Origin of the sequence: Bacillus sp. EB01 (assembly GCF_000613125.1) — a bacterium.
Taxonomy (GTDB): domain Bacteria; phylum Bacillota; class Bacilli; order Bacillales; family Cytobacillaceae; genus Bacillus_D.
This window is the reverse complement of sequence record NZ_HG964497.1, coordinates 4484606-4500196: the sequence shown is the minus strand read 5'-3', so window position 1 is coordinate 4500196 and position 15591 is coordinate 4484606. Positions and strand designations below refer to the sequence as shown.

Annotated in this window: 18 protein-coding genes; 9 read left to right on the top strand and 9 right to left on the bottom strand. The window is 43.4% G+C overall.

The genetic code is table 11. The annotated features are described in order from the left end of the window. Positions 1-103: 103 nt before the first annotated feature. Positions 104-811, top strand: coding sequence for a DUF421 domain-containing protein (locus TY16_RS21110; RefSeq protein WP_043933745.1), 708 nt, complete (start codon positions 104-106; stop codon positions 809-811). On the opposite strand, the gene TY16_RS21105 is transcribed toward TY16_RS21110, so the two are convergent. The 3 genes from TY16_RS21105 to hutU are packed head-to-tail and all read right to left on the bottom strand — an operon-like array spanning position 783 to position 4716. After that, positions 783-1766, bottom strand: a complete 984-nt coding sequence (locus tag TY16_RS21105) for an agmatinase family protein (RefSeq protein ID WP_043933744.1) — start codon at positions 1764-1766, stop codon at positions 783-785. The genes TY16_RS21110 and TY16_RS21105 overlap by 29 nt on opposite strands. Continuing rightward, positions 1760-3037: an imidazolonepropionase gene (gene hutI, locus TY16_RS21100; protein WP_043933743.1), complete on the bottom strand. Its 1278-nt coding sequence runs from the start codon at positions 3035-3037 to the stop codon at positions 1760-1762. Before hutI ends, TY16_RS21105 begins: the two co-directional genes overlap by 7 nt. Next, a complete protein-coding gene (hutU, locus tag TY16_RS21095; RefSeq protein WP_043933742.1) occupies positions 3031-4716 on the bottom strand; it encodes a urocanate hydratase in 1686 nt (561 codons plus the stop codon). Before hutU ends, hutI begins: the two co-directional genes overlap by 7 nt. A gap of 134 nt (positions 4717-4850) precedes the next feature. Between hutU and TY16_RS21090 the strand changes: the two genes are divergently transcribed. From TY16_RS21090 to yidC, 7 genes are all read left to right on the top strand, one after another. After that, complete coding sequence (locus tag TY16_RS21090; protein ID WP_043933741.1) at positions 4851-5297, top strand: cupredoxin domain-containing protein; 447 nt, start codon at positions 4851-4853, stop codon at positions 5295-5297. A 342-nt stretch (positions 5298-5639) separates the two neighbouring features. Next, positions 5640-7892 (top strand): formate C-acetyltransferase, encoded by a 2253-nt coding sequence (gene pflB / locus TY16_RS21085; protein ID WP_043933740.1) that lies wholly within the window; start codon positions 5640-5642, stop codon positions 7890-7892. 262 nt (positions 7893-8154) lie between these two features. After that, complete coding sequence (pflA, locus tag TY16_RS21080; RefSeq protein ID WP_043933739.1) at positions 8155-8901, top strand: pyruvate formate-lyase-activating protein; 747 nt, start codon at positions 8155-8157, stop codon at positions 8899-8901. A 320-nt stretch (positions 8902-9221) separates the two neighbouring features. Beyond that, the gene (locus TY16_RS21075; protein ID WP_043933738.1) at positions 9222-9950 is read left to right on the top strand and encodes an urease accessory protein UreH domain-containing protein; all 729 of its coding nucleotides are present in this window, start codon (positions 9222-9224) and stop codon (positions 9948-9950) included. A gap of 132 nt (positions 9951-10082) precedes the next feature. After that, on the top strand, positions 10083-10661 hold the full coding sequence (locus tag TY16_RS21070; RefSeq protein WP_043933737.1) for a biotin transporter BioY: 579 nt from the start codon (positions 10083-10085) through the stop codon (positions 10659-10661). A gap of 209 nt (positions 10662-10870) precedes the next feature. After that, positions 10871-11152, top strand: coding sequence for a hypothetical protein (locus TY16_RS21065; RefSeq protein WP_043933736.1), 282 nt, complete (start codon positions 10871-10873; stop codon positions 11150-11152). A 28-nt stretch (positions 11153-11180) separates the two neighbouring features. Beyond that, on the top strand, positions 11181-11963 hold the full coding sequence (yidC, locus tag TY16_RS21060) for a membrane protein insertase YidC (RefSeq protein ID WP_043933735.1): 783 nt from the start codon (positions 11181-11183) through the stop codon (positions 11961-11963). Positions 11964-12001: 38 nt separating this feature from the next. On the opposite strand, the gene TY16_RS21055 is transcribed toward yidC, so the two are convergent. Genes TY16_RS21055 through TY16_RS21035 form a run of 5 tightly spaced genes read right to left on the bottom strand, consistent with a single transcriptional unit; the run spans position 12002 to position 13903 of the window. After that, the gene (locus TY16_RS21055; RefSeq protein ID WP_043933734.1) at positions 12002-12343 is read right to left on the bottom strand and encodes a fluoride efflux transporter FluC; all 342 of its coding nucleotides are present in this window, start codon (positions 12341-12343) and stop codon (positions 12002-12004) included. Beyond that, positions 12340-12729 carry a fluoride efflux transporter CrcB gene (crcB, locus tag TY16_RS21050; protein WP_043933733.1) on the bottom strand — a complete coding sequence of 130 codons (390 nt, stop codon included), beginning with the start codon at positions 12727-12729 and terminating at the stop codon, positions 12340-12342. Before crcB ends, TY16_RS21055 begins: the two co-directional genes overlap by 4 nt. A 59-nt stretch (positions 12730-12788) precedes the next feature. Further along, on the bottom strand, positions 12789-13385 hold the full coding sequence (locus TY16_RS21045) for a GNAT family N-acetyltransferase (RefSeq protein WP_155922295.1): 597 nt from the start codon (positions 13383-13385) through the stop codon (positions 12789-12791). A 51-nt stretch (positions 13386-13436) separates the two neighbouring features. Further along, on the bottom strand, positions 13437-13631 hold the full coding sequence (locus TY16_RS21040; protein WP_442853261.1) for a DUF6501 family protein: 195 nt from the start codon (positions 13629-13631) through the stop codon (positions 13437-13439). A 38-nt stretch (positions 13632-13669) separates the two neighbouring features. Further along, positions 13670-13903, bottom strand: a complete 234-nt coding sequence (locus tag TY16_RS21035) for a hypothetical protein (protein ID WP_043933731.1) — start codon at positions 13901-13903, stop codon at positions 13670-13672. Between the two features lie 256 nt (positions 13904-14159). Here TY16_RS21035 and sda point away from each other — a divergent pair, with 256 nt between their 5' ends. Further along, positions 14160-14288: a sporulation histidine kinase inhibitor Sda gene (gene sda, locus TY16_RS21030; protein WP_043933730.1), complete on the top strand. Its 129-nt coding sequence runs from the start codon at positions 14160-14162 to the stop codon at positions 14286-14288. Positions 14289-14379: 91 nt separating this feature from the next. Here sda and mnmH read toward each other — a convergent pair whose 3' ends face one another. Continuing rightward, positions 14380-15456 (bottom strand): tRNA 2-selenouridine(34) synthase MnmH, encoded by a 1077-nt coding sequence (gene mnmH / locus TY16_RS21025; RefSeq protein ID WP_043933729.1) that lies wholly within the window; start codon positions 15454-15456, stop codon positions 14380-14382. Between the last annotated feature and the right edge of the window lie 135 nt (positions 15457-15591).

The following is a 15591-nucleotide window of genomic DNA, read 5'->3' as shown; positions in this document are numbered from 1 at the left end:
TTTCAGCACGTAATGAAATCTGGCAATTATACTTTTGAATTCTTTCTCTCCCCTTTAGGCAAACTTAGAACAATGACTCTTTTTGCCGGAGGGGATGCCAGGCATGGAAGCTACATTTTCATCCATCTTAAGAACTGCAGTTTCGTTCATCCTTTTATTGGTTATTTCCTATTTTTTCGGAAGACAAATTAATGCACACAGAAACCACTTCAATATGGCTATGGCGATTACAATCGGTTCATTGGTTGCCAATATGGGTTTCAACATTAACTTGAAATTCTGGCCAATGGTCTGGTCATTTGTCACCACGGTCCTGATTTATTATGCAGCCGCAAATGTCAGTTTCCGGGCAAGAATTTTGGAAAAATGGCTATCCGGAACGCCTAGTATCCTGATAGAAAACGGCCAAATCAACTCCCGGAACTTAGCGGCCGCCAAATATACAGAGGAAAGCCTGCTGCAGCAGCTTCGTGAAAAGGACATCTTTTCCATTAAAGATGTTCAGACAGCTATTCTTGAACCAAGCGGAGTGCTTTCAGTTCAAAAAAAAGAGCCCCCTAAAGAGGGCAATTTCGTGACTCAGATACCTTTATCCTATCTAAAAGGTTTAATAGGGCCATCCGAACTTATTATTGATGGAAATATCGTCACAGCCGAAACAGCTCCCGAGCTCTATTCATGGCTTGATGGCTATCTTTACGGACTGGGGTACACAAAAGAGGATGTCGCATATGCTGTTCTTTCCTCCCAGGGCACCCTATTGGGTACTGTAAAAAAATCAATCAGCCCCTCCTCTGCTCAAGGCCAGTAAGGAAGCTTAAAAATGTATACACGCCAGTCTTCACCGTTGCCTGGGCTAATGTATCCCTTGTTGGGTCCAGGCAGACGATGTCCATCGCCTGTACTTTCGGATGAAGCGCAGCCTCATGTACTGCTTCAAACAACTCAAAGGACATCATCCCGCCGGGTGTTGAAGCGGGAACACCCTGGGCATAAGCAATATCAAGCACATCCATATCTACGGTTACATATATAGAATCAACCTTGCTTGATAGCATTTCAATAACACGCCTTACCATTTCTGTGATTCCTTGTTTTCTTGCTTCTCTCAATGTAATCATATTGACGTTTTGTTCCTGGGCATACGCAAGGAGTGATTGCCCGTTAAAAAACCCATGCAGCCCTATATTAAATACATTCTCGCCCTTCACCACCCCATTTTCCAATAGATTACGGATTGGGGTGCCATTTGTAGGGCCGTGTTCTGACAAATCTCTCAAATCGAGATGTGTATCAAACTGGAGAATACCGATCTCTTTTTCTGGCTGAGCTTCCTTCAATCCAGAAATCAACATCGCTGTCACTGAATGGTCGCCGCCAATTGAAATCGGGAAGGAGTTTGGAAATTGACTATGAACCGACTTTATTGCGTTCTTGATCGTGAGGTGGGATTTTAGGATATCGGTAAAATGCATCCTGACGTTCCCAAGATCCAGGACCTTCAAGTGCCGCAAATCCACTCCGTAATCAAGATTATAAGTAGAAAAACCGCCCCATGCCCTCCTGAAGGCATCCGGGAACTCGGATGCCCCCGAAACGGATATCGATGATCGTGACAGAGGTACGCCAAGGATTATTACATCCCAATCCCCTTCAAGGTCATCCTGCTCGGTCCGTTGACTAATCCAATCCTTCAGCTTTGGATCCCCTGTTGCTTCGTCACGATTCCAATAACTTGAGACAGAAGATATATATTCATTTAGCAAAGTACTCCACCCCTAACAACTACCTTGCCTTTTTTAATAACAGAATGGGTATGGTTCATTCCATAATAATATAGAAGCTGTTTATAATTCGGGACATCAGCAATCAATATGTCGGCCTGTTTCCCCGCTTCAAGACTCCCAATCTCTAATGCTTTTCCAATCGCATGTGCAGCATTAATCGTCGCAGCAATTATCGCTTCCTCGGGCGACATTCCCATTTTCATACAGGCAAGGTTCATGATTAGAGGCGTTGAAACCGTTGGGGAAGATCCAGGATTGAAATCAGTTGAAAGTGCTACAGCCATACCGGCATCAATCATTTTTCTGCCATTCGCACTTTCAGCCATCAGAAAAAATGCTGTCCCCGGTAAAAGGACGCCAATGACTCCCTCCTCCGCCATACGTTCTATCCCATGATCGGTTGCCTTTAATAAATGGTCCGCGGAAATCGCCCCAACATCTGCTGCAAGCTCCGCGCCTTCATAGGGCTCTATTTCATCTGCGTGGATTTTTGGAATCAGACCGTATTGTTTCCCCGCCTCAAGCAGTCTCCTGGATTGTTCAGGTGTAAAAACCCCTCTCTCGCAAAATACATCATTAAACTGAGCAAGTTTTTCCTCAGCGACGCGCGGGAGCATTTCGTTAATGATAAAGGTAATGAAGTCATCAGGATTTCCCTTATATTCAGAAGGCACAGCATGGGCAGCCATGAAGGTGCTGATTACGTCTATTGGATGCTTCTCGTTTAATTGCTTTGCTACTCGCAGCTGTTTGTATTCTGTTTCCCAATCGAGTCCATAGCCACTTTTTGCTTCAACAGTCGTGACACCATGCTTAAGGAAGGCATTTAACTTAGTCCACGCTTCATCAAAAAGCTGTTCCTGAGACGCTTCCCTGGTTTTGGACGTAGTCGCATGGATGCCGCCCCCTGCCTCCATAATTTCCATATAGGTAGCTCCGTTCAGCCTCATCCCAAATTCATCTTCCCTGCTCCCGGCATGGACAAGATGGGTATGCGGATCAACAAAGCCTGGAAGGACAATCATTCCAGTGGCATCAATAATCTCAAACTCCGGATAGTGATCGGCATGCTTCTCTATTTCAGCCTCCATACCGATTGCTTCAATCTTCCCTTCACGGATAAAAAGCGAACCCCCTTCCATAACTGATAGGTCGCCCATCCTCTTTCCCCTTGCTGGCTGTTCAGAATGTCCTTTTACCGTCACAATTTGAGCAGCATTTTTTATCAGAATAGGTTTTTCAGTTAACATTGCGTCCCTCCTCTGGTTTTGTTCAGCATTGGGATATCGATGCCATTTTTTCTGGCAGCATCGGCAGCCAAACTATAACCGGCATCCGCATGACGGACTATTCCCATTCCGGGATCAGTAGTCAAAACCCGCTCAAGCCTTCTTTCCGCTTCCGGGGTACCATCAGCCACTATGACCATGCCTGCATGCAGCGAATATCCCATGCCTACACCACCTCCATGGTGGACCGAAACCCAGCTCGCCCCGCCAACAGCATTAATCATTGCATTAAGAATTGGCCAGTCAGCAACCGCATCGCTCCCGTCTTGCATTCCTTCCGTCTCACGATTTGGGGATGCAACTGACCCGGAATCAAGATGGTCGCGACCAATGACAATAGGGGCTGAAAGTTCTCCGCTGGCCACCATATCATTGATGATTTTGCCAAAACGGGCTCTTTCACCGTATCCCAGCCAGCAAATCCTTGATGGAAGCCCCTGGAATTGGATTTTTTCCCTGGCCATCCTGATCCAGTTGCATAAGTGCTCATTATAGGCAAATTCCTTTAAGATGACTTCGTCGGTTTTATAAATGTCATTAGGATCTCCCGAAAGTGCCACCCAGCGGAACGGGCCTTTCCCTTCGCAAAAGAGCGGCCGGATATAGGCCGGGACAAATCCAGGAAAGTCAAAAGCATTTTCAACACCGGCATCCTTGGCAACCTGTCTGATGTTGTTTCCATAATCAAACGTTATCGATCCTTTTTCCTGCATGGCAAGCATGGCCTTCACATGCACGGCCATGCTCTCGCACGATTTTTGCACGTACGCATCAGGGTCATTTCGCCTTAGTACGGATGCTTCTTCAAGTGAATATCCGACAGGTATGTATCCATTTAGAGGATCGTGTGCCGATGTTTGATCAGTAAGAATATCAGGAATAAACCCTATTTTTATCATTTCCGGCAAAAGTTCTGCTGCATTACCTTCAAGGCCGATTGAAAGCGCAATTCCTTTTTCCTTTGCTTGTCTCGCCCTTGCAATCGCATCTTCCAATGAAGTTGCTACTTCATCCAGATATTTTGTATCAATTCTTCGCTGGATGTGATGCCTGTCAACATCAATAGCAATGCAAACTCCCCCATTCAAGGTTACAGCAAGAGGCTGTGCCCCGCCCATTCCACCCAGACCGGCAGTCAGTGTAATGGTTTGCTTCAAGCTTCCTGAAAAATGCTGTCTTGCAAGCTCGGCGAATGTTTCATATGTTCCTTGGACTATCCCCTGGCTGCCTATATAAATCCAGCTCCCAGCAGTCATCTGGCCGTACATCATCAATCCTTTTTTATCAAGTTCATGGAATGTGTCCCAGTTTGCCCAGGCAGGAACAAGATTGGAGTTCGCTATCAACACTCTTGGAGCATCCGTATGTGATTTAAAAATGGCTGCTGGCTTTCCGGATTGAATGAGCAATGTCTCATCATTGTCAAGCCGTTGCAGGCATTCTGTGATGGCTTGAAAGCTGTCCCAATTCCTTGCCGCCTTTCCAATACCGCCATAAACCACAAGCTCGGCTGGGTTTTCCGCGACTTCTTCATCAAGATTGTTCATAAGCATCCGTAAAGCAGCTTCCTGAATCCATCCTTTAGTATGCAGCTCAGTTCCTCGGTACCGTTTAATAAATCCTTTTGTATCCGCTTTCATAAATCAACCTCCCCTTCCCTTAACTGGCAAAATTGTACCTATATTTTATTATAATGGAACCTTCAGAAAAAATAGACAAGTTTCACCCCCTATACTGCATAAATTATAGAAGGACAAACTATAGGAGGGAAAGCATGCAGTTTTGGACGATTAAAAAGAATACAGTCATTTTTATTCTTGTGATTGGCTTGGCTTTGGTATCAGCCGCATCCTGGTGGCTTTTAAAATCCGGTGATGCTGTTGTGATTAACCAGCAGACTGAGATAAGGGAAATCCACATGGTTACTGGAGAATTTTCTACAACACTGAAAAACGGGAAAAAGATTGAAGCATATCGCTGGGATCCGGGTACGATTTTTATGGAAAAAGGAGAAAAAGTCCGACTCGTCATATATGGAGTCAATGGCGAAGAGCATCCATTCCATATTGAAAATACAGATATTAAAGGAACTGTAAAAAAGGGTGCTGAAACAGTTGTGGACCTTTCCCTTACAAAGGAAGGCGTATATAGGCTCATTTGCGAAGTCCATCCTGATAAAGAACACAATGGCCCAATGATTGCCTATATTATTGTCGATTAATTAATTTAGACGCTGTGCTGCCAATCTGGTGCACAGCTTTTTTGTTGTACTCTTTCCATATATGCTGTTTTCCCTATGAATATAGTAAATACCTTGATATCGGTAGTTTTTTCTTATATAACAGTTTTGCTATATTACTAATTAATTATAGTACAGTTTTCGAACCAACCTAAAAAACTCTCTCAGAAAAAAATCAATGAGAAAGCATGAAACCCTTAAATTCTAAGATGTTAACAAAATTGCCTTAATTAAAGTGATTTTTGTCACTGGCTACCTGTTATACTCGGAGTATGATATACAGAGGAAACAGATTAACCTAAATTATTCGATGAGGTGACCAGGATGGTTCAATTTATTGAAAAAACAAAAGCAGAACCTTGGAAAGGGTTCGTAAAAGGCAAATGGTCCAGCGAAGTTAATGTACGCGATTTTATTTTAAGCAACTTCACAGTATATAGCGGAGATGACTCCTTTTTAGCAGGTGCTACTGAAGCTACTAACAAGCTTTGGGAGCAGGTAATGGAATTAACTGGACAGGAACGTGAAAACGGCGGTGTCCTTGATATGGACACAGAAACTGTTTCAACCATCACTTCCCATGGCGCAGGCTACTTAAACGAAGACCTCGAAAAGGTTGTCGGCGTCCAGACTGACAAACCCTTCAATAGATCAATGCAGCCTTTTGGCGGTATCCGCATGGCGAAAGCTGCCTGTGAATCATATGGCTATAAGTTAAATGAAGAAGTCGAACGAATCTTCACTGATTTCCGCAAAACACACAATGCTGGTGTTTTCGATGCTTATACTGATGAAATGAAGCTTGCCCGTAAAGCAGGTATCATTACTGGCCTTCCTGATGCATATGGCCGCGGCCGTATCATCGGAGACTACCGCAGGGTTGCGCTTTACGGCGTTGATTTCCTGATTGAAGAAAAGAAAAAAGACAAGAAAAACACTAGCCCAGTAATGACTGAGGACAACATTCGCCATCGCGAGGAGCTTTCCGAACAAATTCGTGCGCTTGGCGAATTGAAAGAACTTGCAAAGAGTTATGGCTACGATATCTCAGGCCCGGCTACAAACGCAGCGGAAGCATTCCAATGGCTATACTTCGGCTACCTTGCAGCAATCAAAGAACAAAATGGTGCAGCAATGAGCCTTGGCCGCGTATCAACATTCCTTGATATTTATATGGAACGCGACCTGAAAAATGGCACTTTGACTGAAATTCAAGCTCAAGAATTAGTCGACCATTTCGTAATGAAGCTTCGCCTTGTAAAATTCGCACGTACACCGGATTATAACGAATTATTCAGCGGCGACCCAACCTGGGTAACTGAATCAATCGGCGGTATGGCTTTGGACGGACGCCCTCTTGTAACAAAGAACTCGTTCCGCTTCCTGCATACTCTTGATAACCTGGGCCCTGCTCCGGAACCAAACCTGACAGTTCTTTGGTCCACTCAGCTTCCCGAAAACTTCAAGAAGTATTGTGCGAACATGTCAATCAAAACTAGCTCGATCCAATATGAAAATGACGATATCATGCGACCTGAATGGGGAGATGATTACGGAATCGCATGCTGTGTATCCGCAATGGAAATCGGCAAGCAAATGCAATTCTTCGGCGCCCGCGCCAACCTTGCGAAAGCATTGCTTTACGCAATCAATGGCGGTGTCGATGAAAAGCTTAAAATCCAGGTTGGACCAGAATTTACTCCAATCACTTCCGATGTCCTAAATTATGATGAAGTATTGAAGAAGTTTGAAGGCATGATGGATTGGCTCGCTGGCCTATACATCAACACATTGAACATCATTCACTACATGCATGACAAATACAGCTATGAGCGGATTGAAATGGCGCTTCATGATTCCGAAATCCTGCGTACCATGGCAACTGGCATCGCCGGCCTAAGTGTAGCAGCTGACTCACTCAGCGCAATCAAGTATGGCGAAGTTAAAGTCATTCGTGATGAAAATGGTCTTGCAGTTGACTTTGAAATTAACGGCGACTACCCTAAATACGGCAACAACGACGACCGTGTGGATGACATTGCAGTCAAGCTTGTCAAAACATTCATGACTAAGCTGAAAAAACACCAGACTTACCGCAATTCAATGACAACGATGTCCGTATTGACCATTACATCAAACGTTGTTTATGGTAAGAAAACAGGCAACACTCCAGATGGCCGCCGTGCTGGCGAACCATTCGCACCAGGTGCGAACCCAATGCACGGACGCGATACAAAAGGTACACTTGCTTCCCTTGCCTCTGTCGCGAAGCTTCCATACGAATATTCACTTGACGGTATCTCAAATACCTTCTCGATCGTACCAAAAGCTCTTGGCAAGGAAGATGAAACTAGAATCAACAATCTTGTATCCATCCTTGACGGCTATGCCAAAAAAGATGGCCACCACTTGAATGTTAACGTCTTTAACAGAGAAACATTGATGGATGCTATGGAACACCCAGAACTGTACCCGCAATTGACAATCCGGGTTTCCGGCTACGCTGTTAACTTCATAAAGTTGACAAGAGAACAGCAAATGGATGTTATCAATAGGACATTCCACGAATCTCTATAAGAAAAGCGAAAGCGCCCGTTTAGCGCTGTATGGCCTGGAGGGCCTCGATATGAGATAAAGGAAACACGAAGAGCGCTAGCGAATCGATGTTGACTTATCGAATCTGAGAGGACCGAAGGACACTAAGGGCTGGGCGCAGTAGCTGGACAATAGAAAAGCGAAAGCGCCCGTTTAGCGCTGTAGCTGGACAACAAAAGCACGAATCCAGGGAAGCCGGGCATTTTATCCCGGCTCCTGTTTTAAATCGAAAGGGGTAATTTTTATGAACGGAAACATACATTCAATTGAAACGTTTGGAACAGTCGATGGCCCTGGTATCCGCTACGTTATTTTCACACAAGGATGCCTGCTGCGCTGCCAGTTCTGCCACAATGCCGATACCTGGGAAATTGGCACAGGACGAAAAATCACTGTTGACGAAATAATGGATGACCTCCGTTCATACCTCCCTTTCATTGAATCATCTGGCGGAGGTATCACTATCAGCGGCGGTGAGCCCCTCCTTCAGGTCCCTTTCCTCGTCGAATTGTTTAAAGCATGCAAAGCTGAGGGAATCCATACGACTATAGATTCATCCGGCGGCTGTTTCTCCAGTTCAAGGCATTTCCTTGACCCTCTTGATGAGTTGATGGACTATACCGATCTTATCTTGCTTGACCTAAAGCATATTGACAGGAAAAAGCATATTAGCCTGACAGGAATGGCCAATGACCATATCCTTGAATTCGCAAAATATTTGTCCGACAAAAATAAACCAATATGGGTCAGGCACGTGCTTGTTCCTGGAGTTACAGACGACCCGGCTGATCTGGCTAAACTCGGTGAATTCATTGGCACACTGAAAAATGTCAATAAGATTGAAATTCTGCCTTATCATAAACTCGGTGTCTATAAGTGGGAAACACTCGGGCTCGAGTATCAATTGAACGATGTTGAACCTCCGAACGAGGAAAAAGTTCAAGAAGCCTATGAGCTTATCACCAAACATTGGTTAGCTCCAACAGTTTAATAGTGTCGAGGTAAAATGCTGTCCCCGTGGGCAGCATTTTTGATTTTGGGAGCCTAACGTTTGTGTCTAAGTTGTGAACTTTTCCGATAAAATCATAAAAGCAGGCGATAAATTCCGAAAACCGTCCGATAAATTTGTGAACAAGGGATAAATAATCAAAAAAGCAGGGGATATATTTGTTACTTTGACCGATATATTTTTAGAACCGCCAGAAAATCGCATTAATATATTTCTTTAACCTGACATTTTTTCTGCACAGTTTCTTCAAAAAATTATGATATCCTCAACATATAAAGCAGCATGATTGGAGTAATGAACCGATGTACCAAATATTAAGTGATATCAGCAATTTCCTCAGCTCCCCTTTCCATGCTATGGTGAGTGGAACTGAGTCAATTCCGCTGCTGGCTGCATTCATTCTTGGAATTGTCGGTGCACTGGCTCCCTGCCAATTAACCGGAAATATTAGTGCGATTACGTTCTATGGAAATAAAAGTATGCAGACAGCCGGACAACTCGTTGATGCCCTTTTCTTTATCCTTGGTAAAATTGCCGTCTTTTCAAGCCTAGGCTTACTTGTATGGTTCGCGGGCAGGGAATTTCAGGACGGGATTATCAGCTTTTTTGCCGCTGCCCGGAAAGCAATTGGCCCGTTCATTATTATTCTAGGAATTTATTTGGCTGGTTATTTAAAACTACCTTTTTTAAATAAGCTGTATTCTTTTGTCCCGGAAGTAAAGGCTGTTGGCAAGTGGGGGCAATTTTTGATGGGTGCGGCCTTTTCAATCTCCTTTTGCCCGACAATGTTCATTTTATTTTTCATGACCTTGATGCCTATAGTACTGGGGACTTCTTATGGGTTTGTCCTCCCTCCTGTATTCGCAATTGGCACATCACTGCCGCTCATTCTCTTCCTGGGTGTAGTTTGGTTTATGGGAATGGACGGGGCGTTAGTTCGAAAAAGCAGGAAAATAGGAAGTGCGTTCCAGAAAACAGCAGGCTTCTTTCTCATCATCATAGGTATATTCGATACAATAACCTATTGGTAAAACCACAATCCTTCATTCAGCATGAAGGATTTTTTATTTTCCAACATAGTTGACAATCTATATATCTCTGATTTATTTTATATATGTTAACCAAATCTAATCATAGGTTAACATACATAAGGGGGAAAACGTATGTCAACTGAGCAACAAAGACTAAGAAAAATGATTATGGCTGCATTATTTGCTTCAATTATTGCTGTTCTTGCACAAATAAGCATTCCAATGCCAGTTGTGCCGTTTACAGGCCAGACACTTGCAATTGGGCTTGCAGCAACTATTCTTGGAGCCCGTTATGGCACTTTATCTGTTTTATTGTATTTGGCTTTAGGTGCTGCAGGTGTCCCGGTGTTTGCAGAGATGAAAGCAGGACTGGCGGTTTTGATCGGCCCTACCGGAGGATTCCTTGTCGGATTCATCCCTACAGCTTTTATAATTGGACTCATACTTGAAAAAACAAGCTTCTCAGTCAAAAATGCATTGATTGCCAATATTATCGGCATGTTTATCACACTTGCATTCGGGACAGCATGGCTGAAAATCGCACTAAGCCTTGAGTGGCAGGGAGCAATGAAAGCAGGCTTTTATCCGTTCATTCCTCTTGGTTTGCTAAAAGCCTACCTTGCATCTGTTGTGGGAATAAATGTAAGGAAAAGACTATCAGCCTCAAACCTTATATCAATCCCTACTGGAAAAATTGATCATGGAGCTTAAAAAACAAGAGGCAGGCTATTGTCTGCCTCTTACTAATGCTCATCCTTCAGACATTCGACAGCTGTGTTACTTCTCTAGCTAGTTAAGTTCAAACACTCTTTTTCCACAATAAAATTTAGGCAGTTTTCCCCCTCCTCTTCCATTGCTTCTCATTGCTCTTTCCCTCTTTCTCACGTATAATTTTTATATAAGAGGAGGTGTATCCAGGTATGGACTTTTCAGCTGAATTATATGACATAAATGCCTGGGTGGCACTCTATACCGGATTTTACCTGGCGATTGCGTTAAAATACCTGCTACTATGGGCCATAGAAAATCCAGTATCAATCTTGGACAGGCCAAACCAGCCTGCAGGGTTGGGATTTTCTGTATACCAACAGACAAATAGCAGGCTTAACCAGAATTTTATCGTCATGTGGATAGGCAAGTATATCCGGATGAAGTACTGTCCCACTGAAGACCCTGAAGCTTCCCTTTCCTTCCTGAACTGACCATATTTTTAAAAAAACAGGAGGAACTATGAAAGGGAAATCAAATCTTTTACTTTTAACTATTCTTACGCTAACTATCGCCACTCTTGCAGGATGCTCATCAGGTCCTGGAGACACGGGCTTTTTTACCACTTACTTCGTCAATCCTTTTACGGCTGCCATTCACTTCCTAGGTGAATTATTTGCCGGAAGTTACGGGCTGGCCATTATTGTTGTTACCCTTATCATCAGACTTGTGTTGATGCCGCTTATGCTCAAGCAATACAAGGGGCAGATTGCGATGAAGGGCAAAATGGAGAAAATGAAGCCGGAAATGGATGAATTGCAGAAAAAAATCCAGGCTGAGAAAGACCCTGCCAAGCAAAAGGAATTGCAAACGCAGATGATGGGAATATATCAAAAGCATGGCATCAACCCTTTGAATATGGGCTGCCTGCCGATTTTAATCCAGATGCCTATCTTAACAGGATTTTACTATGCCATCCGTAATTCGGCTGAAATTGCTTCGCATGATTTCCTTTGGTTCAGCCTGGGCAGTCCTGACCTTGGGATCACCTTACTAGCCGGAGTTGTTTATTACTTGCAATTCAAGTTCTCACAGTCTGCAATGACTGCAGAGCAGCAAAAACAAATGAAACTTATGGGACTGATGTCTCCAATCATGATTGTGATGTTTTCCTTTAATGCGCCGGCAGCGCTGCCCCTTTACTGGACAGTGGGCGGGATGTTCCTGATCATTCAATCATGGATCAGCAGAAAGCTGTATCAGGAGCCAAAGGAACAGCTAGTATTACCATCACTACAAAAATAGTTAGAAGCCCTTCAGGCATCCTGAAGGGCTTTTGATTTTTATTTTCCTAGAAACATTCCTGCAGTCAGCAGTAATAGACCTGCTCCAAAACTTATCAGTGCATATAAAATGGCCTTCAAGTTCAGCTGCAGCTTATTGAGTTCGAGCATTAGCGTTGAAAAAGTTGTTAGCGCCCCAGTAAAGCCAATACCGACAAACGCATAAACACTCCCATTCGCTGCTTTAACTATCAAAAAGCCAAGCAGAAAGGCACCTATAAGGTTTGCAACCAGGGTCCCATACGGAATTCTGGAAGAATGGTTTGAATTCAGCCATCTGGAGAAGGAATACCTCGTGACAGCGCCAAGAAATCCCCCGGCAGCAATGAAAGCAACTGTCATCCCTTCCCACCTGCCTTTTCCGCCTGCTTTTTCCCGATAGAGATACCTAGGGAAACAAGGCCAAGACCCCCGGCAAGACTAAGCAGCAAATAGAAACTTGCAATCAGAAAATGTCCCTTATCGAGGAGCAAGACTGTTTCCAGACAAAATGCTGAAAAAGTTGTAAATGAACCTGTAATCCCGGTAGTAAAGAACCCCGCCCAATTTGTATGTATTTTTCCGGGTGATAGTATACGGGCGGTGAACCAGCCGAGAAAAAACGACCCCGAAAGATTAATTGCAAGTGTACCAATTGGAAACACAAGCTCGGGATCATTCAAACCAGAAAGTATGTACCTAAGCAGGCTCCCGATTGCTCCGCCAAGCCCCACAAAAAGGTATTGCATCCAAACACCTCTGTTTTTGGCATTATAACAGCTTAAAGAAGGGATTGAAATTATTGCTATTAGTATGCCTGGTCCTCTAGAATCTTTTCGAGCTTTAATTTTACATCCTGCCACTCAGAGGCAAGGATGCTATACATGACAGTATCTCTTATGTATCCGTCAGCCAGCTTTCTATCCATACGAAGCACGCCTTCTCTAACAGCACCGATCCGTTCAATTGCTTTCTGCGACCGATTGTTTCTGCCATCAGTCTTTAGCAGGACCCGGTTCATGCCTAGTTCCTCAAAGGCATGCTTCAGAAGCAGGTATTTACATTCCGTGTTAATGCTTGTTCTCCAAGCTGAAGGATTGAGCCATGTCCAGCCAATCTCAAGGCTCTCATTTCTTAATGAGATATCAAGATATCTCGTACTTCCTATTATGGCCGCATCTCTTTTCCTAATGATTGTAAAAGGGATTTGCGTACCTTTTTCTTTTTCTGCAATCGCTTCGGCAACCGTCCTATCCATTTCCTCGCGGCTGCGAACCCTGGTGGCCATGAATTGCCATATCTCCTCTGGTTCTGCGGCCGCCCACAAGCCAACTCTGTGGCTTTCCTCCATGGGAACGAGTAAAACCGTCTGCCCCTCTAATCTGATACTTGTATTTTTTATCACAATTCTCCCCCTAAAATAGAAAAACCGCCGGTTAGGCCGGCAGTTCAACCGTTATGCTTCCTCGAAATATTCCTTGTAATATCCGCCCACTTTGCCGGTATTATCCACAACAAAATAAAACTCATCGGTTTCATTTTTAACATCATATTCTTTACCGGGTGTCAGTACATTGTTTACGATGTACTTCTTAGCATCCGCATGCACACATTTTACCTTTTTAATAGTGGTTTTCGTTTGCCAGTCCATATGTTGCACGTCTATTCCCCCTGATTCTTGGTATACTATTAGTATAATGAATGACGGGGGGTGTCTGCAAGCGGCTCTGTATAATACCCTTGCAATAAATCAATTCTAAAGCACGGTTTAACATTCATATTTTTATCAAAATCAAAGGTTAGTACTTCCTCAGTTAAATAATCTTTAAAGGTTAAATATACAGTATTGCAGATTGTATCTTTCCTGATAAAGCGGAGGTTTGTAAATGCCATATCCTCATACTCTAATCCGTATAATTCCATAATCCTCGCCTACTTTCAAAAAACGTTCTGCTCCATATTTACCACGCGGGAATATTGTCCAAAACATCTCAGAAAACTTAGAATTTGAAAATTAAGCTTCCCAGGGCAAAACTAGGAGGAAAGTCAGCGAAGCTCGTCCGAAAGTACCTTTTTAAAAAAATTCCTTAAAAAGGGTTCTCAAAAGTACTGTTTTGCTTTACAATAGTAAAAACTGAATATTCAATCCATTATTATTTCCAAGGAGGCAATGCAATCAATGAGAATTATGAGCAATGAGCAGCTTGTCGTTTCGTACCGTGATGCAATGAAGTCTGGGGAAAAAGAATGGATTAAGATCCTTAAGGATGAAATTCAGAGGAGAGGGCTAAGGCCTTTCAAAAAGTAACGTAAATTCTAATATTGCTAAGCCATGCGAACAGCCGCTGGGGTTCCCCCCAGCGGCTACTTATTTTTTATAGGCAAAGCGCGCTATTTTGTCATGACTGATTAACTGGTACAGTTGGCATAGGTGCCATCCCGTCTAAATAATCTTCGATCTTCTTCGCTGCATCTTCAAAGCTCTCCGCAGCAAAATTTATAAACTTACCATCATATTCTTCTTGTTTATGCCCATACATCGAATCATAATACGATTCCAGAAGTATTTTAATCATGCCTGTATAGTCCCTTGCGTTAAGAAGCTCAAATAGCTGGACTTTTGCCTCATGGTCCTTGATTCTTTTTTCAATTCTCTCAAGAGCTGTTTTTACATTATCATAGTACCATGGTTCATTTTGGTATGGAGTAATGTATTCAGCTTTGATAAGCGCAATTCGCTTGTCCATAGGGAGGTTCGTTTGAATATTGATGCCATTCTGCTTAACTTCCATAAGTTCATCTGGAAGCACAACACGGCCAATTCGCTTGCTTTCTGCTTCCATAATGACATATGGCGAACCCTTTAATTCCATTAGCCTGTCATGCAGCAAGGCATCAAACGTTTTCTGGCTGTTCCCTTGGCCTAGCCCAATAGCCCCAAATATTGAACCTCGGTGATTGGCAAGTTGTTCAAGGTCAAGGACAGGATATCCTTTGGCGGAAAGGATTTTGAGTATTTCAGTTTTTCCTGTACCTGTCATGCCATGCAGGACAACCGCTTTTTTCGGCATAAGCTCAGGCAATTCTTTTAAGATGGACTGCCGATAAGCTTTATAGCCGCCTTGCAGGCGTCTTGCGTTTATACCCGAGAATTCAAGGAAGCTTGTAACAGCCTTGCTTCTCGAACCTCCGCGCCAGCACTGGATGATTAGATTGTTCCCCTGCCCGCCGAATTTGCGGATTTCAGACAGCATGTCCGGCAATTTTGGCGATACAATTTCCATTGCCCGCCATTTTGCGGCATCTGTCCCTTCTTTTTTATAGATTGTACCGACTTCGCTCCGCTCTTCATTAGTGAACAGCGGAATATTAACTGCTCCTGGTATGGCACCTTCCTCAAATTCGATTGGAGAACGGACATCTATGACAACAGGATTTTTAATATTGAACATTTCTTCTATTGTAATGTCTCTCAAGATTCTATCGCACCTCTAATTTCTATACTCTACTTCCTTTATTTTAAAGAATTTGTGAGTAATTGCAACCCGGCGCCTTTTTTAGCACATCAATACTGGGTAAATAAAATAAAAAAATATCACTAAAATAAAAAA